Annotated in this window: 20 protein-coding genes; 8 read left to right on the top strand and 12 right to left on the bottom strand. The window is 33.7% G+C overall.

From position 1 onward, the window contains the following. Positions 1 to 5: 5 nt before the first annotated feature. Positions 6 to 1,151 carry a leucine-rich repeat domain-containing protein gene (locus FF52_RS10120; protein WP_008465161.1) on the bottom strand — a complete coding sequence of 382 codons (1,146 nt, stop codon included), beginning with the start codon at positions 1,149 to 1,151 and terminating at the stop codon, positions 6 to 8. A gap of 32 nt (positions 1,152 to 1,183) precedes the next feature. Next, on the bottom strand, positions 1,184 to 2,206 hold the full coding sequence (locus FF52_RS10115; protein ID WP_008465159.1) for a hypothetical protein: 1,023 nt from the start codon (positions 2,204 to 2,206) through the stop codon (positions 1,184 to 1,186). 236 nt (positions 2,207 to 2,442) lie between these two features. On the opposite strand from FF52_RS10115, the gene FF52_RS10110 reads away from it, so the two are divergent. Next, a complete protein-coding gene (locus FF52_RS10110) occupies positions 2,443 to 3,033 on the top strand; it encodes a thymidine kinase (protein ID WP_035691333.1) in 591 nt (196 codons plus the stop codon). Between the two features lie 43 nt (positions 3,034 to 3,076). Beyond that, positions 3,077 to 3,496, top strand: coding sequence for a hypothetical protein (locus FF52_RS10105; RefSeq protein ID WP_008465155.1), 420 nt, complete (start codon positions 3,077 to 3,079; stop codon positions 3,494 to 3,496). A 248-nt stretch (positions 3,497 to 3,744) separates the two neighbouring features. Here FF52_RS10105 and rpoN read toward each other — a convergent pair whose 3' ends face one another. The 3 genes from rpoN to FF52_RS10090 form a co-directional block, all read right to left on the bottom strand. Then, positions 3,745 to 5,205, bottom strand: a complete 1,461-nt coding sequence (rpoN, locus tag FF52_RS10100) for an RNA polymerase factor sigma-54 (RefSeq protein ID WP_008465152.1) — start codon at positions 5,203 to 5,205, stop codon at positions 3,745 to 3,747. Positions 5,206 to 5,398: 193 nt separating this feature from the next. Beyond that, positions 5,399 to 6,844 carry an asparagine--tRNA ligase gene (gene asnS / locus FF52_RS10095; RefSeq protein WP_008465149.1) on the bottom strand — a complete coding sequence of 482 codons (1,446 nt, stop codon included), beginning with the start codon at positions 6,842 to 6,844 and terminating at the stop codon, positions 5,399 to 5,401. Positions 6,845 to 7,226: 382 nt separating this feature from the next. Next, positions 7,227 to 9,593: an efflux RND transporter permease subunit gene (locus FF52_RS10090; RefSeq protein WP_008465148.1), complete on the bottom strand. Its 2,367-nt coding sequence runs from the start codon at positions 9,591 to 9,593 to the stop codon at positions 7,227 to 7,229. 287 nt (positions 9,594 to 9,880) lie between these two features. Between FF52_RS10090 and FF52_RS10085 the strand changes: the two genes are divergently transcribed. The 3 genes from FF52_RS10085 to FF52_RS10075 all read left to right on the top strand — a co-directional run bounded on the left by FF52_RS10085 (position 9,881) and on the right by FF52_RS10075 (position 13,708). Next, on the top strand, positions 9,881 to 10,642 hold the full coding sequence (locus FF52_RS10085) for a sensor histidine kinase (protein WP_008465147.1): 762 nt from the start codon (positions 9,881 to 9,883) through the stop codon (positions 10,640 to 10,642). Then, complete coding sequence (locus FF52_RS10080) at positions 10,605 to 11,324, top strand: LytR/AlgR family response regulator transcription factor (protein WP_008465146.1); 720 nt, start codon at positions 10,605 to 10,607, stop codon at positions 11,322 to 11,324. Before FF52_RS10085 ends, FF52_RS10080 begins: the two co-directional genes overlap by 38 nt. Before the next feature lie 113 nt (positions 11,325 to 11,437). Continuing rightward, a complete protein-coding gene (locus FF52_RS10075) occupies positions 11,438 to 13,708 on the top strand; it encodes a cation:proton antiporter (protein WP_008465145.1) in 2,271 nt (756 codons plus the stop codon). A gap of 239 nt (positions 13,709 to 13,947) precedes the next feature. On the opposite strand, the gene FF52_RS10070 is transcribed toward FF52_RS10075, so the two are convergent. The 3 genes from FF52_RS10070 to pyrH all read right to left on the bottom strand — a co-directional run bounded on the left by FF52_RS10070 (position 13,948) and on the right by pyrH (position 17,912). Further along, a complete protein-coding gene (locus FF52_RS10070) occupies positions 13,948 to 16,443 on the bottom strand; it encodes a DUF5686 family protein (protein WP_008465144.1) in 2,496 nt (831 codons plus the stop codon). A gap of 119 nt (positions 16,444 to 16,562) precedes the next feature. Next, positions 16,563 to 17,126, bottom strand: coding sequence for a ribosome recycling factor (gene frr / locus FF52_RS10065; RefSeq protein WP_008465142.1), 564 nt, complete (start codon positions 17,124 to 17,126; stop codon positions 16,563 to 16,565). 78 nt (positions 17,127 to 17,204) lie between these two features. After that, complete coding sequence (pyrH, locus tag FF52_RS10060) at positions 17,205 to 17,912, bottom strand: UMP kinase (RefSeq protein WP_008465141.1); 708 nt, start codon at positions 17,910 to 17,912, stop codon at positions 17,205 to 17,207. A 359-nt stretch (positions 17,913 to 18,271) separates the two neighbouring features. Here pyrH and FF52_RS10055 point away from each other — a divergent pair, with 359 nt between their 5' ends. Continuing rightward, complete coding sequence (locus tag FF52_RS10055) at positions 18,272 to 18,889, top strand: thioredoxin family protein (RefSeq protein ID WP_008465140.1); 618 nt, start codon at positions 18,272 to 18,274, stop codon at positions 18,887 to 18,889. 340 nt (positions 18,890 to 19,229) lie between these two features. Here FF52_RS10055 and truB read toward each other — a convergent pair whose 3' ends face one another. The 4 genes from truB to FF52_RS10035 form a co-directional block, all read right to left on the bottom strand. Then, the gene (truB, locus tag FF52_RS10050) at positions 19,230 to 19,919 is read right to left on the bottom strand and encodes a tRNA pseudouridine(55) synthase TruB (protein ID WP_008465139.1); all 690 of its coding nucleotides are present in this window, start codon (positions 19,917 to 19,919) and stop codon (positions 19,230 to 19,232) included. Beyond that, positions 19,919 to 20,716, bottom strand: a complete 798-nt coding sequence (locus FF52_RS10045; protein ID WP_008465138.1) for an undecaprenyl-diphosphate phosphatase — start codon at positions 20,714 to 20,716, stop codon at positions 19,919 to 19,921. Before FF52_RS10045 ends, truB begins: the two co-directional genes overlap by 1 nt. A 102-nt stretch (positions 20,717 to 20,818) precedes the next feature. Then, complete coding sequence (locus FF52_RS10040) at positions 20,819 to 21,076, bottom strand: DUF3098 domain-containing protein (RefSeq protein ID WP_035691391.1); 258 nt, start codon at positions 21,074 to 21,076, stop codon at positions 20,819 to 20,821. A gap of 84 nt (positions 21,077 to 21,160) precedes the next feature. After that, entirely contained in the window at positions 21,161 to 22,036 is an 876-nt protein-coding gene (locus tag FF52_RS10035) for a cell division protein FtsX (RefSeq protein WP_008465135.1), read from the bottom strand. 424 nt (positions 22,037 to 22,460) lie between these two features. Here FF52_RS10035 and FF52_RS10030 point away from each other — a divergent pair, with 424 nt between their 5' ends. Then, positions 22,461 to 25,541, top strand: coding sequence for a leucine--tRNA ligase (locus FF52_RS10030; protein ID WP_008465134.1), 3,081 nt, complete (start codon positions 22,461 to 22,463; stop codon positions 25,539 to 25,541). Positions 25,542 to 26,022: 481 nt separating this feature from the next. Further along, complete coding sequence (locus FF52_RS10025) at positions 26,023 to 26,871, top strand: alpha/beta fold hydrolase (protein WP_008465133.1); 849 nt, start codon at positions 26,023 to 26,025, stop codon at positions 26,869 to 26,871.

Genomic DNA, 26,871 nt, shown 5'->3' with positions numbered 1-26,871 from the left:
TTTATTTAAAAACAATTTGTGGTAATCGTGCTATTATAACCTAATGTGTTAATTTCATTTTGAATTTTCGAAACTTCCGCAACACTGCAGCAAATTGAACTTAGATCTGGATTTAAATTTAGAGTATATCTAACATAAGGATCTGTACTTCTAACAACTAATGATTTTAGTTTGTTTGAATAACAATCCAGATAGGCAACTACAGGCGAATCACGAGCGTCTAAAGTTGTTAATTGGTTAAAAGAACAATGAATATTTTGAAGCTTTGCTAGTCCTTTTAAATTTAATGCAGTTAATTTATTTCCAGAGCAATTAAGATAATTCAGGTTTGTACAATTGTCTACTTTTAATTCCGTCATAACATTCTGATCTGCATGAAGCCATCCTAAATTAGTGCAATTAGAAGCGTTAAGAGTTGTTATTTTATTTGAAGAACATTGAAGCGTGTTTACCTTCGTTAAATTACTTATGTCAATTGAAGTCACTGAATTATAAGTAATGTCTAAATATTCCAAATCTACCAAATGTTTTACTGATATTGTAGAAAGTAAATTATTATCAGCTACGATATATTTAATTTTATTGGAATTTTCAAGATTTAAATTGCTGATTTTGTTTAATCTAAGTTCGATGTTTTCTAAACTTGGCAAGGATTTTAGATTTAAAGATGTTAGCTGATTATTAGAACATAAAAATCTTTTTAATTTACTTAAACCTTGAACATTTACTTCAGTAATGTTATTGGATTGACAAAATACTTCTTCGAGTTTCTTGAAAGCAGAAATGTCAAATGTTGTAAGTTTATTGTCATTACAATACAAGTTTTTAAGGTTTTTAAATGCTTGCAATCCTTCTAAGTTTGAAATATTTGCATGATCTAGCTCTAAACCACTAACGTTTTCAGCTTCGCAAACTTGAATAATCCCATCATTATTCGCATCTATTTTAAATTTATAACCTTCTAGGTTTGTAGCAATAGAATTTATATCATTTGTTGCTGATAATAATTTTCTTTTAAAGTTCTCATCAGGAATGTTTAATATCTGAGTGCAATTTCTATCTGTATGTATATTTTTAGAATCGTCATCAGAACTACAGCTAAAAGTAATTAGACAAATAATAAAATAATAAAATAGATGTTTTTGGTTCATATTTTGTAAAAATAAGTAAGGTTTAAAGTTAATTAAGAGAATTTTTTCTCGATAATCCCCATAAAACGTTCTGCGTAATCGTCTTTTCCTTCCCAATTATTGTAGTCTGGTTTTACCATGTTTTCTATAAAATCTTTCGCTTCGCTATAAGAATCAAAAGTCATTAATTGGTTTAAAACGCGGCTGTAATCTTCTGTGCTATTTCCAAAAAGATTTTTAGTAAATGCGATTCGATCATTTAGATCAATATGAAAACCTCTTGCCAGTTTCTCATTTAAGCTTACAGCTTTTGGTTGTGCAGGAGTTTCAAGAATAGCAGTTTCTACTTTTTTAGGTTCTTTGAAATCATTTATTGAAGGAGTTGGAGTTGATGGAACAGCTTCAAAACTATCTACTTTTACAAACTGCGCATCGGCATAATTAATTCCGAAATCTTCAAACTGAATAGTTGGCTGTGCAGGAGTTTCTTTCTTAGGTTCTTCTTTAACCTCCTCGATAATTGGTTCAGTCTCCAATTCGAAAGCTGGTTTGAAATCTGGAATTGGTTTCAATTCATTTATAGTTGTGAACGAAAGATCATCAATAGGTTTTTTGGTTTCTTCTGCCTTTTCAGCAATTGGCTCAGCAATTTCTTCTATAACTGGCTCTTGAATTTCCGCAGCGATTGGTTCAACAGCTTCTTCGATTGCAGGTTCTACGACTTCAACGATTGGTTCAGCAGCTTCAACAATTTCTGCTGGTTTTTCTTCTGAAATTTCAGGTTCGTAAGATTCTTTAAGCGTGATAACTTTTTCTTCGGCTGACGCTTCAAGTTCAATTATAGCAGGAATTGTCTCTTCTTCTTTTTCAAAAATGGTTTCCAATTCGGCTACAATATCGTTTTGCCCGATTGTTGGTTTTGCAGCGTCGAAATTCTCTTCTACAAATTTTAATACCGCTAATTTCTCGTATAATTTCTGAGTTTCAAGGTACAATTGATTGATATCGGATTTATTTTTAAGTTTTAAAATTCGATGTGCAATGCTAATTAAATCAGCTTCCAATTTTTTTTTCATAACTGTTGAAAATTATAGTGAATAAGGTATTTTAGTGTATTTAATGTCTGAATGTCTCTATTCTCAAGGAAATTCAAAAGATAATTTTTTATTTCTGTTAATACGCTTTCGCGAATCTAAGGTTTGGTAAAAATTTTCTACTTTTGAAAAAATGTAAAACAGTACATTTTTACATCAATTTATTGCCAGTACAAAGTAATAAAAACTATTCATTTTTAAAGGTAGAAAAATACAAAATGTTTCTCGAAAATACAGTAAATCACAAAGAACAATTTGGTTGGATTGAAGTTATTTGTGGATCAATGTTTTCGGGTAAAACCGAAGAGCTGATCCGAAGATTAAAGCGCGCCCAATTTGCCAAACAAAGAGTCGAAATCTTTAAACCAGCTATTGATACCCGTTATCATGACGAAATGGTGGTGTCTCATGATGCCAACGAAATTCGTTCAACTCCCGTTCCTGCCGCTGCCAATATTATGATTTTAGCTCAAGGCTGCGATGTAATCGGTATTGATGAAGCGCAGTTTTTTGATGATGAAATTATTACGGTTTGCAACGATTTGGCAAATCAGGGAATTCGCGTAATTGTTGCAGGATTGGATATGGATTTTAAAGGAAATCCGTTTGGGCCAATGCCTGGACTTATGGCAACCGCTGAATATGTAACTAAAGTTCATGCCGTTTGTACCAGAACAGGAAACTTAGCCAATTATAGTTTTAGAAAAACCGATAATGATAAATTGGTTATGCTTGGAGAAACAGAAGAATACGAGCCACTTAGCCGTGCAGCGTATTTTAAAGCGATGAAAAAGAATCACGAAAAATAGATTATTTTACTTAATATAAGCCTTGACAAAAACATTTTAAAATATGAGAAAATCGACTGTTTTATTGTTAATATTAATTGGAATTGCTGCCGCTTTTGTAGCTTATTTTCAATTTTACCTAGGCGAAAAAGAAGATGAAGTAAATACTGAAGTAGTAGAGTTAATTGCAAAATATAATAAAAGCTGTCCTTTAAATATTCAGGAAGGGATTCGTTTAGACAGCGTAAGTTTGCATGGAGAAAAAACAGTTCAATACAATTTAACATTATTGAATGTGACTAAAGAAACTGCTGAGGTAAATGTAATTCAAGAAGAAATAAGAAAAAGTCTTTTAAGCACTGCAAAAGCAAATACAGGACTTCAGGTTTTTAGAGAAAATGATTATACTCTGATTTATAGCTACAGTGATAAAAAGAAAGATTTTTTGTTTGATATAAAAATATTTCCTGATCAGTATAAATAAGGTTTAGAGGTATTATAAATTAAATCCGACAGGTTTCTGATACCTGACGGGTTTATTGTTTTAAAGCAATTGTCAGGTTGAGCGGAATTGAAGCCTCATTTAGCCGAAGCTTTGACTCCGCTCAGCCTGAAAAGACGTAAACATTTAACATTATTGAAATGGTTTAAAAACAAAACCCGATAGCTTTAAAAACTATCGGGTTTGTTTATTTTAAATGAACTTACAGCTCTTATATGGTTTAAAAAACCTTAAATCTTCTTTCTCATTCTCGCCACCGGAATGTCCAATTGTTCACGATATTTAGCAATAGTTCTTCTCGCAATTGGGTATCCTTTTTCTTTTAAGATTTCAGCCAATTGATCGTCTGGAAGCGGTTTTCTCTTATCTTCTTCTTCAATCGTATTTTGAAGAATTTTTTTGATTTCAAGAGTGGAAACATCTTCTCCCTGATCATTTTTCATCGCTTCAGAGAAGAATTCTTTAATCAGTTTGGTTCCGTATGGCGTTTCTACATATTTGCTGTTTGCCACACGCGAAATGGTCGAAATGTCCAAACCAACCATATCTGCAATATCTTTTAAGATCATTGGTTTAAGTTTGGTTTCGTCGCCATCTAAGAAATATTCTTCTTGATAATGCATGATTGCATTCATTGTTACAAAAAGAGTTTCCTGACGCTGTCTAATGGCATCAATAAACCATTTAGCAGAATCTAATTTTTGCTTGATAAACTGAACCGCATCTTTCTGTGCAGTCGATTTGTCTTTAGATTCTTTATAAGTCTGCATCATTTCCTGATAATCTTTAGAAACGTGCAGGGAAGGAGCATTTCTTCCGTTTAAAGTCAATTCCAATTCGCCGTCTACAATTCTAATGGCAAAGTCGGGAACAATGTTTTCTGTTACTTTATTGTTTCCAGCAAAAGAACCGCCCGGTTTTGGGTTTAATCTTTCAATTTCGTGAATTGCTTTTTTAAGCTGTTCGTTCGAAACGCTGTATTTCTGTAGCAATTTATCGTAATGTTTCTTTGTAAAAGCATCAAACTGATTTTCGATAATATCAATCGCTAAATCAACATATTCAGTTGGAGTTTTATGCTTTAACTGAAGCAATAAACATTCCTGTAAATCACGCGCGCCAACTCCTGAAGGTTCAAGCTCATGAATTACGGTCAACATTTTTTCGACCATTGCTTCATCAGTATAAATTCCCTGAGTAAAAGCCATATCGTCTACAATGTCAGGAATACTTCTGCGGATGTAACCCATATCATCAATACTTCCCACAAGGAATTCAGCGATTTCGCGTTCTTCATCATTCAAAATAAAAGTATTCAGCTGATTGATCAAATCCTGATGAAAACTGATCGGAGCCGCAAAAGGAGTTTCGCGTTCCTCGTCATCACTGTAATTATTTACCTGAGTTTTGTAATCAGGCGTGTCATCGTCGCTTAGATATTCGTCAATGTTAATGTCGTCTGCTTCGATTCTGTCAGATTCGTTATCATCATAATCATCGTAGTCGTCATTAGCATATTCATCAGCTTCGTAATCGTCTTCTTTACCCGCTTCAAGAGCCGGATTTTCGTTCATTTCTTCTAATAAACGCTGTTCAAAAGCTTGCGTAGGCAATTGAATTAACTTCATCAGCTGAATTTGCTGCGGAGATAATTTTTGGGATAATTTTAAATTTAAAAATTGCTTTAGCATAATAAGGCGCTATTTTTTTTAGCCACTAAGGCACTAAGGCGCAAAGTTTTTTTGAAAGCTTTTAATATTCCTAAATAGTAAAATAATACTTTGAGTTGTGTCTTCGTGGTATTATTTTAATTTTTTTGAGTCTTAATCAGTTTTAAAAAATAAAACTTAGTGTCTTTGTGCCTTTGTGGCAATAAACCGTGTCTTAGAATTCCGCGCTACCAGGAGTTCTTGGGAAAGGAATTACGTCTCTGATGTTTGTCATTCCTGTTACAAACAATACTAAACGCTCAAATCCTAAACCGAAACCTGCGTGAGTTGCAGAACCAAATCTTCTAGTGTCTAAATACCAGTATAATTCTTCTTTGTCAATTCCAAGTTTTTCCATTTTTTCAACCAAAACATCGTAACGCTCTTCTCTTTCAGAACCACCAACGATTTCTCCGATCCCAGGGAAAAGGATGTCCATGGCGCGAACTGTTTCTCTTCCAGGTTCTGTGTTGTCGTTCAAACGCATGTAAAACGCTTTAATGTTTGCTGGGTAATCGTATAAAATTACTGGACATTTAAAGTGTTTCTCTACTAAATAACGCTCGTGTTCCGACTGTAAATCAGCTCCCCATTCGTTAATTAGGTATTGGAATCTCTTCTTTTTATTTGGAGTTGAATCTCTTAAAATGTCAATTGCCTCAGTATAAGAAACGCGTTTGAAGTTGTTTTCTAAAACGAAGTTCAATTTCTCTAACAAACTCATTTCGTTTCTTTCCGCCTGTGGTTTTGATTTTTCTTCTTCAAGAAGTCTTCCTTCTAAGAATTTCAAATCGTCTCCACAATTATCTAAAGCATATTTAATTACGTACTGAATAAAATCTTCAGCCAAATCCATGTTGTCGTCCAAGTCGTTGAAAGCAACCTCAGGCTCGATCATCCAGAATTCTGCCAAGTGGCGAGAAGTGTTTGAGTTTTCTGCTCTAAACGTTGGTCCAAAAGTATAAATCTGACCCAAAGCCATTGCAAAAGTTTCTCCTTCTAACTGTCCAGAAACTGTCAAGTTGGTATGTTTTCCAAAGAAATCTTTTTTGAAATCAATGTTTCCTTCTTCATTTTTAGGAAGATTGTCCAAAGGCAATGAAGTCACTTGGAACATTTCTCCAGCACCTTCAGCATCAGCTCCAGTGATAATTGGCGTGTTTACATAAACGAAACCTTTATCTTGGAAATATTTGTGAACTGCATAAGACAATACTGAACGCACACGCATAATCGCACCAAAAGCATTTGTACGTACACGCAAGTGAGCGTTTTCACGTAAAAATTCTAGAGAGTGCTTTTTAGGCTGCATTGGGAATTTCTCAGCATCAGAATCTCCAAGAATTTCCAATTTAGAAACCTGAATTTCATATTTCTGACCCGCACCTTTACTTTCAACCAAAGTTCCAATTACAGAAACTGCTGCTCCAGTAGTGATTCTTTTTAAAGTCTCTTCTGGTGTATTTTCAAAATCAACAACACATTGAATATTATTAATTGTAGAACCGTCATTTAAAGCGATGAACTGATTATTTCTAAAAGTTCTCACCCAACCTTTTGCATTCACTTCCTGTAACGTTGTCGTACTGTTTAATAAGTCTCTAACTTTTGTGTGTTTCATTTTTATATAATTGATATTAAATAATATTCGTTTTGAACAACTGCAAATATAATCGATAATAATTAATTTTTGAAGCTGTTTCCTGCTATCCGCTATATCTTTTTCTTGCTAAAGGAGCAAGAAAAAGGATGTCGCTTCTATCAGGGCTAGGGCAATCGGTTTCAAAAGAAGCAATTTCTCTTGTTTTTGTCATTCCGAGGAACGAGGAATCACACTAGTAATTCCGTAAAGAAAGTCGCCAATCTTTGTCGATTTCCGAGTGCGATTCCTCGTTCCTCGGAATGACAAACTGTGCGTTAATAATCTTTGTCAAAGTTTTAAACTTTGACAAAGATTTATGTTTTTTAAATTCGTGTCAATTCGTGAAATTCGTTGCAAAAAATTACTTCTCTAAACTCTCCAATTCCTCTTTTCTCGTTTTCTTCTTTTCAAAAGTTAAAACCAATGAAGGTAATACAACCAAGTTAGCAAACATTGCAAAAACCAAAGTACAAGAAATTAATCCTCCTAAAGCAATTGTTCCGCTGAAGCTTGATAGTGTGAAAGTCGCAAAACCTAAAATCAAAACTACAGAAGTATAGAACGTACTTACTCCAGTTTCTCTCAAGGCGCTGAAAACAGATTTCTTCACTTTTCCTTTGTTTTGCATTAGATCATGTTTGTATTTCGCCATAAACTGAATTGCATTATCAACCGAGATTCCGAAAGCAATACTAAATACCAGAATCGTTGAAGGTTTCAACGGAATTCCGAAATAACCCATTAATCCAGAAGTAATACAAAGCGGTAAAATATTCGTTATCAAAGAAGCAGCTACCATTTTGAACGATCTAAACAAATACAGCATCAAAATTGCAATAGTCAAAATTGCAAACAATAACGACTCGATTAAGTTGTGTGCCAAATAAGTTGTCCCTTTTTGGAATACCAAAGCTTTTCCTGTAATCGTAACTTCATAACGGTCTTTCGGGAAAATTTCGTCAATTTTCTTGCGTAGTTTTCCTTCTACTTTTGCCATTTCATCTGTCCCAATATCTTTCATGAAAGTGGTGATTCGGGCATATTGTCCAGTCGAATCCACATATGCTTTCATTAAATTTTCTTTACTGTTTTTGGTCGCGTTTTTAGCATAACCCAGAATAAAAGTCTGTTCCTGTGAAGTTGGCAATTGGTAATATTCAGGGTTTCCGTTATAGAAAGCCTGTTTTGCATATTTAACCAAGTTTACAACAGAAACTGGTTTTGCCAATTCTGGAATTTCAGAAATAGTATTCTGTAATTCGTCCATTTTACGAATTGTAGATGGTTTCATAACACCTTTTTTCTTTTTGGTGTCAATCATGATTTCCAATGGCATTACACCGTTGAATTCTTTTTCGTAAAATAAAATATCTTTAAAGAAAGAAGCACTTTTCGGCATTTCGCCAATCAAACTTCCTGACACTTTCATTTGTCTAACTCCATTCAAACTCACAAGAAACAGAACAGCGTAGATGCAATAAACAATTGTTTTTTTGCCTTTAACTATAGTTGTAACTGTATTTAAAAGTGTCGAAATGTAAGTTTTGTCCAAATGATATAAGTGTTTTGCTTTTGGCAACGGCATAAAACTGTAGATAATTGGCACGATAAAAAGTGTCAATGTATAAACAGAAAGCACGTTGATAGAAGTTACCAATCCAAACTCAAAAAGCAATTCGTTTCCTGTAATCATCAAAGTTGCAAAACCAATTGCAGCCGTTAAATTGGTCATCAAAGTCGAAGATCCAATTTTTGAAATCACACGCTGTAATGCTTTTGCCTGATTGTTGTGCAGTTTAATTTCCTGCTGATATTTATTAATCAGGAAAATACAGTTAGTAATTCCGATTACGATAATTAGTGGCGGAATAATTGCTGTTAAAATCGTGATTTTATAACCAAACAATCCAAGAGTTCCAAACGACCAAGTTACGCCGACAATTAAAATACAAATCGAAATAAAAGTGGCTCTGAACGAACGGAAGAAGAAAAAGAAAATCAAAGAAACCGTCAATAAGGACGCTCCGATAAAAAGCCCGATTTCGCCTTTCATATTATCCGCATTGATTGTACGGATGTATGGCATTCCTGAAACTTTAAGATCGATTCCAGTTGTTTTTTCGAATTTATCGATTTTCGGAACTAAATCTTTTAAGATAAAAGTCTTTCTCTCAGCCGTGTTTACCAGCGCTTTGTTCATATAGATTGCAGAACGAACACTTCCGCTTTCTTTGTTAAACAGCAAACCTTCGTAAAAAGGCAGATTGTGAAACAAATCATACTGAACACTTTTTAAATAATTCGCGTCAAGCGCTTTGCTTTCGTCAATAAATGGCGCTAAAACAAACTTTTGATTTACAGTATCTTTTTCAAGTTTCTTTAAATCATTCAAAGAAATTACCAAATCAACTTCTTTTGCTTTTTTCAAACCGTTCATTAATTCGGTCCAAGCCGCATAATTTTTTGGTGTAAAGAATTTAGGATCTTTGAAACCAATAACTATTAGGTTTCCTTCCTCGCCAAATTTGTCTAGGAATTTTTGATAATCTTTATTTGCAATATGATTTTTCGGAAGCAAGTTAGCTTCAGTATAAGTCATAGAAAGATTCTTCCACTGATAACCAAAGAAAATAGTTAAAGCAGAAAGTATAACCAGAATCGTAATTCTGTTTTTAAGTATGATTCGGGCTAATTTTTCCCAAAATCCAACTTGGACAGTGTTTTTCATAAAATCTTTAAAAATGGATGCAAATGTAGTGAAAAGTGCTCGAAATCATAAATATTCGAATCTATTTTACTTAACGTTAACACAAAATTGATAGTGCTGTTTTGGTCATAATTTGTCTCGTTTTAGTTGTAAACCATAACGTTTTCCCATATTTGCAAATAATTTCGATTTTAAGAAAATTTAGATTAGATAGTTTTCTTAACGAAAAAGCCTCATGCAGATTCAACAGATTGAATCGGATTCAGTAATTTTATTCGTGAATTTGACTTAAATATAAAACCACGCAAATGCAGCAAAACAATACAACTACTTTTATTTTTCTTGCAATTCTGTTGCTTTTAATTATTATCATTTGTTTTATGATTTATCAATTGATGCAAACCAAAAAAGCTAAGGAAGATGCAGAAAAAAGTTTTTATGCCTTAGAATCAAAAGTCAACGATTTGCAATTGGAGAATTTGGAATCAAAACTGAATCCACATTTGTTTAAGAATATTCTAAATTCGATTCAGTCGCATGCGTATCAGACTTATTTTGCTTTAGATAAACTTGCAAATGTTCTGGATTATATTCTTTACGAAAGCAAAAAGAAGTTTGTAACGGCCAAAGAAGAAATTGATTTTGCAATGAATTTAATTGAAATCAATAAAATTAAAATTAGTCCGCTTTTTGAACTTAAAGTCAAAACCAATATCAATCAAGAAGATAAATTGTACGATCAGCCTTTGCTGGCGCCTTTAATTTCGATTGATTTAATTGAAAATGCTTTTAAACATGCTGATCTTCAGAGTGCAGATGCTTTTATTTCGGTAGTTTTTGAGTTTAAAAATAATGCTTTTTTTATGACGGTTTCCAATAAAATTTCCGATAAAAAAGTATTGAAAAAGGAACGAAGCGGTTTTGGACACGCAACGCTTGAGCACCGTCTTCGCATCATTTATAAAAATAATTTTAAACTCGATAAGTTTATAGAAAACGACGTTTATATTGCTCATCTAAAAATTGATTTACTTGAATACAAAACTGAAATGCTTGCTTCTGGACGATGAGATTCCAGGATTAACGTATCTTAAAATGCTTTGCGAACAAATTCCAGAATTGGAAATCGTGAAAACATTTAATAATCCTGAAAAACTTTTGTCTGATATTCGTGAGTTAGATTTTGATCTGCTGATTTCGGATATTGAAATGCCCGGAATTGACGGGTTGCATCTGGCAGAAAAACTGCAGGACAAATTGGTGATTTTTTGTACGGCCTATAAAGAGTATGCGGCTGAAGCGTTTAATATAGATGCTGTAGATTATATTACAAAACCTGTAAAATTAGAACGTTTGCAAAAAGCCATCACAAAGGCTTTTGAGCGTTTTGAGAAATCAAATTCTGATAAAAAGTTTATACAGCTCAACACTGATAAAGGAAAAACGTTATTGTATTTTAATACAATTCAATACATAAAAACGGCTGCGAGCGATAGTCGCGATAAAACGGTTCTGCTTACTGATGGCAGTTTTTTGAATTTAAAAAATGTAAAATTCGACACGCTATTAAACGAATTGCCCGATGCTGATTTCTGCCGAATCAATAAAAAAGAAATTGTAGCGGTGAAGGCAATAAAGTTTTTTAATCATAATGAAATTGTGCTTCATCATTTGGAAGAAACTAATAAAAATACAGCTTTAATTTTAAGTGAAACGTATCGTTCTGATTTTTTGAAAAAGGTAAAATTATAACTTATTACAAAGTTTTTCCGACTTGTTACATACATTGAAAATTTGCTGGAAATTTGCTTTTTCACTTAAAACTCAGTTCTGATATTTGCTGCAATAAATCTAAAGAACGAGTTATGAATAACATTAAGAACTCTCTATTCTACGTAACAATTATTGGTGGTTTTACAGCGCTGATATATTGGGTAATTTCAAAAGGCGCCGCATTAGAAGTGGGGCGAAATATTGTAAAGAAAAGTGTTGAAAGCAACCATTGGAAAGACTTTCTTCATTCTATGGTCGATAACCTGCAGCATCCTTTGGCCATTTTATTGGCGCAGATTGTTACCATTATTTTAGTTGCACGTTTATTTGGATGGTTTTTTAGAAAAATAGGACAACCGTCTGTAATTGGCGAAATGATTGCGGGAATTGTGTTGGGGCCATCTTTGGTCGGAATGTATTTTCCGGAGTTTTCAGCGGCTTTATTTCCAAAAGAATCTTTAGGCAATCTACAGTTTTTAAGCCAAATTGGTTTAATCCTTTTTATGTTTGTTATCGGAATGGAATTGGATTTAAAAGTGCTGAAAAATAAGGCGCATGATGCAGTTGTCATTAGTCACGCCAGTATTGTAATTCCGTTTGCTTTAGGATTATCATTGGCATATTTTATTTACGAAATCTATGCTCCAATGGGAGTTGAATTTTCTTCTTTTGGATTGTTTATGGGTATTGCCATGAGTATCACGGCTTTTCCTGTTTTAGCTAGAATAGTTCAAGAACGTGGCATGCAGAAAACTAAACTCGGGACTATTGCCATTACTTGTGCCGCTGCAGACGATATTACGGCTTGGTGTATCTTGGCAGTTGTTATTGCCATTGTAAAAGCAGGTTCACTTTCAAGCTCATTGTATGTAATTGGAATGGCGATTTTGTATGTCATTATAATGCTTAAAATTGTTCGCCCATTCTTAAAAAGAGTAGGAGATTTGAATGCAACACGCGAAAGTTTGAACAAACCTGTTGTTGCGATTTTCTTTATTACGCTTTTAATTTCTGCTTATGCGTCAGAATTAATTGGAATTCACGCTTTGTTTGGGGCTTTTTTAGCGGGAGCAATTATGCCAGAAAACAACAAATTCAGAAACATATTTATTGAAAAAGTTGAAGACGTTTCGATTATTGTGCTATTGCCATTGTTTTTCGTATTTACAGGTTTACGTACCCAAATCGGATTATTGAATGACCCTGAATTATGGAAAATTACCGGTCTGATTATTTTAGTTGCCGTAGTTGGAAAATTCTTCGGAAGCGCGTTGGCAGCAAAATTCATGGGGCAAAACTGGAAAGACAGTTTGTCGATTGGTGCTTTGATGAATACTAGAGGTTTGATGGAATTGGTGGTCTTGAATATTGGTTATGATCTAGGGGTATTGTCAACAGAGATTTTTACTATGATGGTCATTATGGCTTTGGTGACCACTTTTATGACAGGTCCGGCATTAGATTTTATCGGATTTATTTTTAAAGATAAAACTACGGCAGTTCCAGAAGAAATTGGAACTAAAAGCAAGTATAAAATTCTGCTTTCGTTTGCAACTCCAGAAAAGGGAAAAAAATTGCTTCAAATTGCCAATAGTTTAGTTAAAAAGCAAGGTGATAATTCTATTGTAACCGCAATGCATTTGTCTTTAAGTACAGAAGTGCATTCTTTTGACATTAAAGAACATGAACGCAAAATGTTGGTTCCTGTAATTGAAGAGTCACAGCGTCTGAATCAGAATGTGGTAAGTTTGTTTAAAGTTTCAAATGATATTGATTCGGATATTATTGATACCGCAAATCAAGGAGAGTATGATTTACTGTTGATTGGTTTAGGACAATCTATTTTTGACGGAACGCTGCTTGGAAAAATTCTTGGGTTTACAACCAGAATTGTAAATCCAGACCGTTTGATTGATAAGTTTACAGGAAAAGAAGGATTGTTTGAGAATTCTCCATTTGATGAAAGAACACGACATATTATTGCTAAAGCAAAAATGCCAGTTGGAATTTTCATTGAAAAAAATCTAGAAGAGGTTAATCAAGTTTTGATACCTGTTTTTAATAAAGAAGATGCTTTTTTAATTGATTATGCTAAAAAACTAATCAATAACAACGGTTCTCAGATTACCGTTTTAGATGCTGGCGGAGAAGTGAAAAATACAAGAGAAATTCAAGAAACCATACGTTCTATTGAACAGATTGCACCAAATCATATCATGATTATGCACGACAGAACATTGAAGAAAGAATTTTTAGAAAGTCAGGACTTGATGATTATCAGTCTAGAAAGTTGGAAAAAACTAATAGAATCTCAAAGTATTTGGCTTAATAATTCGCCGTCAGTTTTGATTTTGAAACCATAACTTTTTGAAATACCAAAATTTTACAATCCCAAATTCCAATTTTACTTATTGGAGTTTGGGATTTTTTTTTAGCCACGAATTCACGAATTTTAATGAATTTCTTTACGCTGTACTTGTCGATAAATCGCACAAATTTACGCAGATGCTAGCGGAAATTCGTGAAATTCATCGGTAAAATTTTTGTAAAGTTTTAGTGGGTAAATTTGTGAATTCGTGGCGAAAAAAAATGAATTTTAAAATTAAAGTCCCAGGTCAAGAACATAAGAAATCTTAACCGCGATATTGTCTTCAAACCTCATTAACTGATTTGGTCCGTATCTGTAGAATCCGCCCAAACCAAAACCTTTAAAGATTCGGTTCAATTCTAATCCCGATTCAAAATAACCTTTGTCAAGCGTTTTGTATGCTGGACCAACATGCTGTTCTGGTTTTTCCATGTTTCCCCAGGCCATTCTAGTAACTAAAACCAATGACGGACGAACTTGTTTCATAATTTTGATTCGGTCAAAACCATGTTTAATTTGAAACATTAAATATTGGCTCGAAAAGAACTCGTTAAAAAACATGGTTTCAAAAGCATTTCTTCCCGCAAAAGTGATACGCTGTACGACAGTTTCTTTTGTTAAGTTGTTTGGTGCTGTATTGTACAAATGCGTAATAGGCACATCTCCCATTGCCAAACCTCCCTGTAAAAGTAAACTTGTTTTTTGACGGTTTAGGTACTGTTTTTCGTATTCGGCCTTAAAATCTATTTTGCTAAAAGTAAAATCATTGTCAAAAACATTTGGCAAAGATTGTGTGTATTGGAAAGTAAACCTCGGAAATTTTTTATCGCTTTCAGTTCTTCCAGTTGGAGTTTGCATATAATTGCTAAATGGCGCCCAAACAATAGAAAGCATTGCCGTGGTCATGGTATAATTAGAATACAGTTTTCCGTTTAGGTTATAGAGATAATCAAATTTTGGTTCAATATAATTTCTCGAAAGTTCTAAAACAGCCTCGGTTTTCGGAATAAATTTGGTTTGAATATTGGTACGCCATCCTATATACTCGTAAAAAGTACTAATGTTTATTGGGCGCGGATCATAAATTTTAAAAACACGTTTGTCAACAGAAAAAACAGTACTTGCAATTTCTCGCACATCGTCAGTATAATAGCCATTAATCCAAGTATTGGTATGTTTATCTAATAAAACGCCACCTCCGACGCTATATTTAAAGACACCATCTTTTGTTCCATAAGCGCCGTAGCCTTCAACTCGGAAATACTTAGACAAACGGTCATTTGTAATACCTCCCACACCAAGACGAAAGCCTTCATAATTGTTATAACTTATAATCTTTTTCAAATCTAAATCGACAGGGCCAATCGGATAGAAACCATTAATAATTTTTCGACCAATTCCTAAACGTTTTTCAATTCTATTTCGAACCGAAAGGCTGTCGAGCAATAAATAGGTTTTTTGGCTTTTTTGATCGAGATTTTCTTTTCGATAAGCTTCCCAGAAACTTTCAGGTTTTTTGGCCGCATCGTCTTTGATTTCGATATAAAGCGAAGGATTTTTTATTGGAGTGTCGGTATTTACACGAACATCAAAACTATTGCTTTCAGAAAGCAGATAGGTGAAATCTGAAGCTACTTTTTTTCTGCGTTCGTAATTATCTTCAACATCTCCGTCAAATTGAATCGTACCGCCAAGAATACGAATATCGTCGTCATTTTTTCCTTTTACGATTTTAAAAGTAGTATTGCTCTGAAACCAGATTTTTTCTTTCGGAATATATTCAAATTCATGGATGCCGCTAATGTCCAAAACGCCTTTAATTCGCATGACCGCTTTCGCGACAGCGTAATTTTCTTTGTCAATATATAAAACCCCTTCCAGTCCAGAAGCCCTGTGTTTTGATTTGTTTTTAAAATAAATCATATACGCATCTCGGCCTCTAATGGTAACCGTATCTAACAGTTTGTAATTATAGCTTGAAGGAGCATTTTTGGAAATGGGATTTTCGTACTTGGTTTCGAACAATTCGTATTTTGGATCGTAAATCGAAATAGATTGGAGGTTGAAGGCCAGAACTTCATAAATCGGTTGTTTGAAACCAGCGATTTTTGTGCCTAGAACCGTTTCCTTTAATTTGTTATTTCTAAACTGATATTGAGAAACTTTTTCAGTTTGAAATAAATGCTGTTTGCTTACAATTTCTTTAAACTTATAATCAGAAGAATCAATGTTTATGATTCTTTTGTTTAAGTCTTTATAAGCGGCTGTTGTGTCAATACGGCCGTCAATTGAATCTGGATTGGCGGTTACGATAAGTTTGTTATAGGTTTTATATTCAAAATTATTGAGTTTCTTCTGCGGATCGTTTGTTGCCTTATTGGCAATAACTTTTTTTATTATGGTAAGAGCAGGATTTTCATTTGATACCACAACTTCCTTTAAATCATCGGTCTGCTGTAAAAGCGAAATCGAATAAAAGGTTTTGCTGTTGATTAAAGCAATAGTTTTGGATTGAAAGCCTATATAAGATACCGTAAGCGATGTCGCGGAGGAACTGATTTTAAAAATAAATTTTCCGTCAACATCTGTAATTGTGTTATTGTTTTCTGAGGTGGTAATGGTGGCAAACGGAAGAGGTTTGTTGTTTGAATCGGTTACGATTCCGTTTATTTGAATTTGCGCCTGAAGAGTAAGCGTAAAAAACAAAGTCAAAAAACAAAATAGCTTCATACAGAATGATATAGTTTCAAAAACGAAAAGAAATTAATTTTCGTATGCAAAAATAGCAATAAAAAAATCCGTCTAGTGCAATAAACCAGACGGATTTTTATTTTATAATCAAAACTTACTTATACTTTCATGATTTCAGCTTCTTTTGCAGCCAATAACTCATCAATTTTTTTAATGTAAGCATTTGTTAAGTTCTGAACTTCTTCTTCTGCAGATTTACAGATGTCTTCTGAAGTTCCTTCTTTTTCCAATTTTTTGATATCAGTATTAGCATCTTTACGAGAATTGCGGATACCAATTTTAGCATCTTCAGCTTCAGCTTTTGCTTGTTTTGCTAAATCACGACGACGCTCTTCTGTCAAAGGCGGTACACTGATGATGATAACGTCTCCGTTATTCATTGGGTTAAAACCAATGTTAGCGACTAAGATTGCTTTTTCAATAACAGAAAGCATATTTTTTTCAAATGGCTGTAATGTAATTGTTCTAGCATCTGGAACGCTGATTTTAGATACTTGAGAAAGCGGAGTAGAAGAACCATAATAATCTACAAAAACACCTCCAAGCATAGCTGGAGAAGCTTTTCCTGCACGAATATTAAGAAATTCTTTCTCTAAGTGTGCAATAGTACCATTCATTGATTCCTCAGTACTTTCTAAAATAAAGTCTATTTCTTCAGTCATTGTTTTTTTAGTTTTCAGTTTTCATTCTCAGTTTTCAGTTAAAGTCTTATTGTGCGACTGTAAAACTGTTACTGATGACTATATATTTACTACAGTTCCGATGTTTTCGCCTTCGCAGATTTTCAAAAGGTTTCCGATTTTATTCATATCAAAAACAACGATTGGCAATTTGTTTTCCTGGCTTAATGTAAATGCAGTGGTATCCATTACATTTAATCCTTTTTTGATTACATCGTCAAACGAAATAAAATCAAATTTTACTGCCGACGCATTTTTTTCTGGATCAGAGTCGTAAACTCCATCAACGCGAGTTCCTTTTAGAATAACATCAGCATTAATTTCGATACCTCTTAAAACTGCTGCAGTATCAGTTGTAAAATATGGATTTCCAGTTCCAGCTCCAAAAATTACAATTCTGCCTTTTTCTAGGTGGCGGTCAGCTCTTCTTTTGATATATGGTTCTGCTATAGATTCCATTTTCAAAGCCGTCTGCAGACGCGTTTTCATTCCTTTATCTTCAAGAGCGCCTTGCAAAGCCATTCCGTTTATAACAGTTGCAAGCATTCCCATATAATCTCCTTGCACTCTGTCCATTCCTGAGCTTGCTCCGGCAACGCCTCTAAAAATATTTCCTCCTCCAATAACAATAGCAATTTCTACTCCTTTGTCGTGAATCTGCTTGATTTCATCTGCATATTCGCCTAATCTTTTCGGGTCAATACCGTATTGTAAATCACCCATTAGGGCTTCGCCGCTAAGTTTAAGAAGAATTCTTTTATATTTCATGTGTGTGTTGCGTTAATTTGTGCAAATATAGACATATTCTGATTTTTAAAAATAATGTTTGCAAAAAATTAATTCTTGCTTCAATTTTAGCCATTTAAAGCCTTAAAAAGGGATTTGTTCTAAGGATCTGTTTTTACCGCAGAGTACGCTAAGAATTTTTATATAGATAAAACTGGAATTTGTAAAGTTTGCAAAGCTTAGCATTTAAAATGCTTTGCGCTCATTGCAGTAAATGTACATTTAAAAGCTATACAATTATTGTTGGATAAGATTTAAAAGGAATATTAAATGTGACAAATGTCATTTTCTCCGTCTTCCTAAATTTTGTATTTTTATTGTATCCTAAAAATGAAACAAATATGAAAAGCATCGTAGCCAAAGCATTATTCAATAGTCATTCTTATGCTGAATACAGAAAAATCGTAACCGATTTGTTAACCGAAGGAAAATCAACAGGAAACGAACAATCTGAAAGTCTTACCAATTATTCCAAATTAAATGAAGCCAGAATGAACAGGCTGGAAAAAACGATCACTATTTCAGAGGCTATTGCAGAGAAACTTCAAAACTTAGATAATCATTATATTTGGTTGGTGCTTTCAGAAGGTTGGTGTGGAGATGCGGCGCAGATTCTTCCAATTTTAAACAAAATGGCTTTGGCTTCCAATAAAAGAATCGATTTGAGAATTGCATTGCGCGATGAAAATGACGATTTGATGAACCATTATTTGACTAACGGCGGAAGAGCAATTCCAAAGGTAATCGTGATTTGTAAAGAAGCAGGAATTGTACGCGCCGATTGGGGGCCAAGACCAAAAGGAGCAACCGAATTAATGGAAAAGCATAAAAGAGAAGTTGGCGCTATCGACGAAAAAATAAAAACAGATCTTCAATTATGGTATTTAACAGATAAAGGTATTTCTGTTCAAGAAGAATTGGTCGAAATCATGGAAAATATCAAATATAATCGCCTTTAATCGGATTAATATGTTGATAAACAGTATTATTGGTTGATAAAATTATCTTAAAGTCTTTTTCGCTTTAATAGAATTTCGTAACTTAGTGAAGCTTACCCACTTCTATTATAACTTTCAGATTTACTCTTTTTATTGGTGTTTATTTAATGTTTAACAATTAAAAAATACACTATTATGAAAAAGTTATTCGAAAGGTTTTATGATTTCTTTTCTAAATTTTTGTTTGGAGGGAAAAATGTGCCTCACTATTAAATCGAGATGAGTATGGAATAAAATTACTTTTCTTTAGAGCTTGGCACATTACTTTTCAAACAATGTAATGTGCTTTTTTATTTTTTAGCTATTTAAAACTTTCTTCAAACAAAGTAATGTCAATCGCATTTTTTACATTGTGATCACCAATTTTTGTTCGGCGTAAAACAGTTAAATGCGAACCTGAATTCATTGCTTTTCCAAAATCGTAAGCAAGAGAACGAATGTAAGTTCCTTTAGAACAAACTACTCTAAAATCGACTTCTGGTAATGCAATTCTCGTGATTTCAAATTCGTGAATAGTAGTTTTTCTGCTTTCAATTTCTATTGATTCTCCCGCACGCGCATGTTCATACAAACGAACGCCATCTTTTTTAATAGCAGAAAAAATGGGCGGTTTTTGGTCGATTTCGCCTAAAAATTGCTTTACAGTTTCATGAATCAAATCTTCATTGATATGGTCTGTTGGAAAAGTCTGATCGATTTCAGTTTCCAAATCATACGATGGAGTAGTAGCACCGATATAAAACGTTCCGGTATATTCTTTTGCTTGATCTTGAAGTTCAGAAATCTTTTTAGTGAATTTTCCAGTGCAGATCAATAAAAGGCCTGTTGCCAAAGGATCTAAAGTTCCTGCATGGCCAATTTTGAACTTTTTAGGAAGTCCGACTTTATTAATTAAAAGGTATTTTAATTTATTGACAGCTTGAAATGAACTCCATTTTAATGGTTTGTCAATCAATAAAACTTGTCCTTCTAAATATTCTTCAGGTGTCATTATATAATCGTAAGCGGATGAATGAAAAAGTGAATCAATAATAAAATGATTCCGGCAATGATTCGGTAATAACCAAAAACTTTGAATCCGTTTTTAGTCAAAAATCCGATGAAAGTTTTTATGGCTAATAATGCTACAGCAAAAGCAACGATGTTTCCAATAACCAACATGTTAACTTGGTCGTGAGACAATTCAAAACCTGCTTTGTAATAGTCATAACATTTTTTTGCAGTTGCTCCTAACATAGTTGGAACCGCTAAGAAAAATGAAAATTCTGCTGCAGAAGTTCTAGTCAGTTTTTGAGCCATACCTCCAACAATACTTGCGCCGCTTCGAGAAACTCCAGGAATCATTGCAAGACATTGGAATAAACCAATTTTTAAAGCTTTGGCATATGTAATTTCAGTTGAAACTTCTGGATCATTTGGTTTGTTAAACCATTCGTCTACTTTCAATAAAACTAAACCTCCAATTAGAAGTGAAATTGCAACTGTAACTGGGTTTTCTAGTAGGCCATCAATAAAATCGCTTAATAATAATCCTAAAACAGCTGCAGGAATAAAAGCAACTAAAAGTTTAAAATAGAAATCAAAGGTTTGAAAGAAACGTTTGAAGTATAAAATTACAACCGAAAGTATAGCGCCAAGCTGAATTACAATGGTAAAAAGTTTAGTGAAATCGTCATGTGCGATTCCGAAAAAAGAAGAAGCAATAATCATATGTCCTGTAGAAGAAACAGGCAAAAATTCTGTAATTCCTTCAATAATGGCAAGAACAATAGCTTGTAATGTGTTCATTTAATTGAGATTGTTAGATTTTAGACTTCTTAGACTTCTTAGATTTAAAAAGATTAATTTAATAATCTAAAGATCTAAGAAATCTAAGCTGTCTAAGAAAGTCTATTTAGATTTTTTGAAGATAGAATAAATCGTGATGCCAAAACCGATAAGAACAGTTGTTGGTGCTAAACGAATGCGTCTAAAGCTGAAAATGTCTTCATTAAAAACATTTGGATCTTTACTTCCTCCGCCAGACATTAAAATAAATCCAAGTGCTATAACCGCAATTCCGATTAATAAGATTTTGTAATTAATGGCATCAAAAAGGAATTCCTGTTTTTGAACTTGTTGTTCTTCTTTATTTTTATTGTTTTTCATTTTTATGTGTTTGTCAGCCTGAGCGAAATCGAAGGCATTTTTTTTTAAATCTAAAATCTGCAATCTAAAATCTGCAATCAAAAATTAATAAAGATCGTCAGTTCTTAAATTCAAGAAACGCTGTGTTGCAAAATGTGTGCTTACCCAAGTAATTAAAACTCCTAATCCGAAAACAGCAACCAAAACCAAACCAGTTAAAGCTTTGTCTTCGAGAATTCCTAAACCAGGGAAATTAGTGTCTACATATAATAATAGTGCGATTAAAGCAATAATTGCCAGACCAGCACCCAGCATTCCTAATTTTACGCTTCGCATTACAAAAGGCTTTCGGATAAATGCTTTTGTCGCACCAACCATTTGCATGGTTTTGATAATAAAACGATTTGAATGTATAGATAAACGTAGTGAACTATTGATTAATAAAACTGCAATTACTGTCAAGAAACCACTAATAATCAGGATCCACATACTTACTTTTCTGATGTTGTCATTTACCAGATTTACCAATTGTTTGTCGTAAACAATATCTGAAATCATAGCATTTTTGCGAAAGTTGCTTTCAATCTTAACGATACTGTCTCTTTCTACATAGTCTGCTTTTAAGTGAATGTCGTATGAATTCAATAACGGATTTTCTCCCAAAAAGGTTAAAAAGTCTTCTCCGATAATATCAGTATGTTCTTTTGCCGCTTTTTCTTTCGTTACATAAACAAAAGATTTAGCAAAAGGTGCTCTTTTAAGTTCGGTATTAAATGCTTTGATAATACTATCATTCGCTTCATTTTTGAAGAAAACCGTCATGGCGATTTTTTCTTTAAAATCGTCTGCCAATTGTTTAGAATTAATAATGAATAATCCCAGTACTCCCAATAGGAATAAAACCAAGAATACACTTAATACTACCGAAAAATAAGAGGAAATTAACCTGCGCTTTTGAAATTTATCAAAGTTAGAACTCATACTGTGCTTAAATTATGTGGTAAAAATAATAAACAATTTCTTTATTTAAAGTTAATAACAAACTTTTATACTTAAAAGTACGATTTAAATCTTGAAAAAATTGGAGTTTGACCGTAAAGCATGTAAAGTTTTTGATATTCTACCTTGTAACATAAACGGCAAGGTTTGCAAAGTTGTATTTTAAGCAGGGCTTTACGAAGCTTGTGTTTTGTAACGTATAGATTGAATTAAAATTTTGCATGTTTTGCAGTTAATTTTAAGATCAATATTGTGTTTTGACTTAATTTAATTGAAGAATTACATATTTTATTTGTTTGCCAATGAAATAGCTTTGCTACAATGCACAATAAATGTAAATTTGCGGCTAAATTAATTTAGTGAAAAGCTTAGAGCCTTAGTAACTTAGAATCTTAGTCACTTAGAAATGAAGTACAATCCAAACGAAATTGAAGCCAAATGGCAAAAATATTGGGCAGAAAATCAAACTTTTGCAGCAAAAAACAACTCTGAAAAGCCGAAACATTATGTTCTCGACATGTTTCCTTATCCGTCTGGAGCAGGATTACACGTTGGGCACCCACTGGGCTATATTGCTTCAGATGTGTATTCTCGTTTCAAAAGACATCAAGGATTCAATGTTTTGCATCCAATGGGGTATGATAGTTTCGGATTACCTGCAGAACAATATGCAATTCAGACAGGGCAACGCCCAGAAGATACTACACGTGTAAACATTGACGGTGGTGTTGACAAAGAAGGAAAACAAATTGCTGGATACAGAAAACAATTAGACAAAATCGGATTCTCATTTGACTGGGCGCGTGAAGTGCGTACCTCAAATCCAGATTACTATAAACATACACAATGGATTTTTATCCAATTGTTTAATTCTTGGTATTGCAGAAAACAAGGAAAAGCATTTGATATTTCAGAGCTTGTGACTGTTTTTGAAGAAAGCGGAAATGCATTAGTAGAAGCAGTTTGCGATGATAACGTAGCAATTTTTACGGCTGATGAATGGAATTCTTATTCTGAAGATCAAAAAGAGAAAATCCTTTTACAATATAGATTAACCTATTTAGCAGAAACCGAAGTAAACTGGTGTCCAGGCTTAGGTACTGTTTTGGCAAATGACGAAATTGTAAACGGAGTTTCTGAACGTGGAGGCTTTCCTGTTATAAGAAAAAAAATGACACAATGGAGCATGCGAATTTCTGCTTATGCCGAACGCTTGCTTGAAGGCTTAAATGATATTGATTGGAGTGAGTCAATTAAAGAATCTCAAAGAAACTGGATTGGAAAATCAGTAGGAGCATTGGTAACTTTTAATGTGAAAGATCACAATGAAGTAATCGAGGTTTTTACGACAAGACCTGATACAATTTTTGGAGTAACTTTTATGACTTTGGCCCCAGAACACGATTTGGTTGCTAAAATTACAACTCCAGAACAAAAAGCAGAAGTTGAAGCCTATATTGAAAAAACAGCGAAACGTTCTGAACGTGAGCGTATGGCTGATGTAAAAACGATTTCTGGAGTATTTACAGGAGCGTATGCTGAACATCCGTTTACAAAAGAACCAATTCCTGTTTGGATTGGTGATTATGTTTTGGCTGGTTACGGAACAGGTGCTGTAATGGCGGTTCCTTGCGGAGACGAAAGAGATTACGCATTTGCAAATTTCTTTAAAGGCCTGAAAGGAATGCCTGAAATCAAAAATATCTTCGCAAATGTTGATATTTCTGAAGCAGCGTATGGATCAAAAGATAACGTTGAAATCGCAAATTCTGATTTCTTAAACGGATTAAATTATAAAGAAGGAACTAAAAAAGCAATTGCTAAATTAGAAGAAATCGGTCAGGGAACGGGTAAAACAAATTACCGTTTGCGTGATGCTGTTTTCTCTCGTCAGCGTTATTGGGGTGAGCCATTCCCGGTTTATTATGTAAATGGATTACCTAAAATGATTGACACACAGCATTTGCCAATTATTTTACCAGAAGTAGAGAAATATTTACCAACAGAAGACGGTTTGCCACCATTAGGAAATGCAGCAGTTTGGGCTTGGGATACTAAACAAAACAAAGTTGTCAATACAGATTTAGTTGACAATGTTTCAGTCTTTCCTTTAGAATTAAACACAATGCCAGGTTGGGCGGGTAGTTCATGGTATTGGATGCGTTATATGGATGCACACAACGAAAATGAATTTGCAAGCAAAGAGGCTTTGGCTTATTGGGAAAATGTAGATTTATACATTGGAGGAAGTGAACACGCTACAGGTCACTTGTTATATTCTCGTTTTTGGAATAAATTCTTAAAAGACAAATGTTTTGCTCCAACCGAAGAGCCATTCAAAAAACTCATCAATCAGGGAATGATTTTGGGGACAACTGCTTTGGTTTACAGAATTCATGCCACTGTGGGGTTAGTAGGTGCGGATTTCGATGAACTTTTAGACGGTATTAAATATCCTCAGAATTTATTTGTAACCAAAACGATTGCAGATAAAGTAACAGCAAATCGTGTTAGTGAAAGTAAAGCCATGCTTGATAAGAAATACGTACATGTTGAAGACGAAATAATACCTAGTTTATATAAATTATATAAAGAAGAATTCATAAAAATCAATGATTCAAAGCTTTCTTCTCAATTAAATGGTATCACTAATTTTAGTGTTCTTCCGATTAGAGTTGACGTAAATTTTGTAAATTCTTCAGATGAATTAGACGAAGAAAAATTTAAAAATTGGAGAGAAGATTTCAAAAATGCAGAGTTTATAAAAGAAGAGGGCAAGAAATACATTGTAGGCCGTGAAGTCGAAAAAATGTCGAAATCGTACTACAATGTTGTAACTCCAGATGATATCTGCGCAGAATATGGTGCTGATACATTGCGTTTGTACGAAATGTTCTTAGGGCCTTTAGAACAAGCAAAACCTTGGAATACTGCTGGAATTTCTGGAGTATTTGGTTTCTTGAAAAAATTATGGAGATTGTACTTTGATGAGAATGGATTAATCGTAAACAACGACGAACCAACAAAAGATAACTTGAAATCATTGCATAAAACCATCAAAAAAGTAGCAGAAGATATTGAGAATTTCTCTTTCAATACTTCGGTTTCTCAGTTTATGATTTGTGTAAATGAATTATCTTCTCAAAATTGTCATTCAAGAGCGATTTTAGAGCCGTTGGCTATTTTGGTTTCGCCTTATGCGCCGCATATTGCCGAAGAATTATGGTCACAGTTAGGACATACAACTTCAATTTCAGAAGTTGCGTTCCCAATTTTTGAGGAAAAACATTTAGTTGAAACGAATAAAGAATATCCAGTTTCGTTCAACGGAAAAATGCGTTTCACAATCGAATTGCCTTTGGATTTAACCAAAGAACAAATCGAGGAAATCGTAATGAAAGACGAAAGAACACAAAAACACTTAGACGGTAGAACTCCAAATAAAGTGATTATCGTTCCTGGAAAAATTATCAATTTGGTAGGATAACCAAATTAATTTTCAATATAAAAATCCCAAATTCCAATTTTTACGATTGGAGTTTGGGATTTTTTTATGCTTATTTTTTTGCCACGAATTACACGAATTTTCACGAATTGATTTGTACAATCTGAAGCAGAATAAAGCAAAGAAACTCCTTAATCTTGTCATTTCGACGAAGGAGAAATCTTCGTAAGTAACTCCGTTCCAATAAGCCAATCTTTGTAGAGCTACTCGCGAAGATTTCTCCTTCGTCGAAATGACAATATTGTGGAAAAACTTTGCGACCTTGCGCCGTTTCGAGCAAAAATCTAGCGTTCCTTGCGAAAAATCTTCGCGCACTTTGCGGTTAAAAACCCGTACCAACATTGGAGTTTGGTCCCGATAGCTGTCGGGATTCATTAAAAATTTAAAAACTTTTGTAACATTTTAATAGTTGTCGTATCAAAAGCACGGATCCGATTTAATTAACAACTTAAAACTATTACAAATGAAAAAGTATATCATCTTAATTATCGCATTCTTATTCTCAGCATTATGTCTAAATGTTTTTGCACAAACAAAACAATATCCTTTTGAAGTAATTAAAACTGGTAAAGGAAAACAATCTATAATCTTCATTCCGGGATTTGCTTCTTCTGGCGAAGTTTGGAAAGACACTAAAATCGCATTCGAAAAAGACTTCACTTGCTATACACTTACAATGTCGGGTTTCGCTGGAATACAACCACAGCCGAATCCATCATTTGAAAACTGGAAAAACGAAATCGCTGCTTATATAAAAGACAATAAAATCGAAAAGCCAATCTTAATTGGTCATAGTATGGGCGGAGGATTGGCACTTGCCATTGCAGCCGATTATCCAGAATTGATAGGAAAAATTGTTGTTGTCGATGCGATTCCATGTCTGGCGGCTTTGAGCGATCCTTCTTTTAAATCAAAAGAAAATAATGATTGTTCGCCAATGGTAGCTCAAATGACGGGAATGAACGAAACTCAATTTTACGATATGCAGAAACAAATGATGCCGAGACTTCTGCAAGATCAATCTAAATTGGAGATGGTTATTGGCTGGAGCGTAAAATCGGACCGAAATACTTTTGGGCAAATATATTGTGACTTTTACAATACCGATTTAAGAGCGAAAATCGCACAGGTAAAATGTCCGTCTTTAGTTTTATTAGAATCTTATTTTATAAATTTAAAACCCGCAATTGAAACACAATATGCAAATTTGAAAACAGCTAATTTTAAGTACGCTAACAAAGGGCTTCATTTTATTATGTACGACGATACCGCTTGGTACATGGAGCAGTTAAACAATTTTATAAAAGCATAA

This window comes from Flavobacterium sp. F52, from assembly GCF_000278705.1.
GTDB classification, from domain to species: domain Bacteria; phylum Bacteroidota; class Bacteroidia; order Flavobacteriales; family Flavobacteriaceae; genus Flavobacterium; species Flavobacterium anhuiense.
This window is presented reverse-complemented; position numbering and strand designations above follow the sequence as displayed.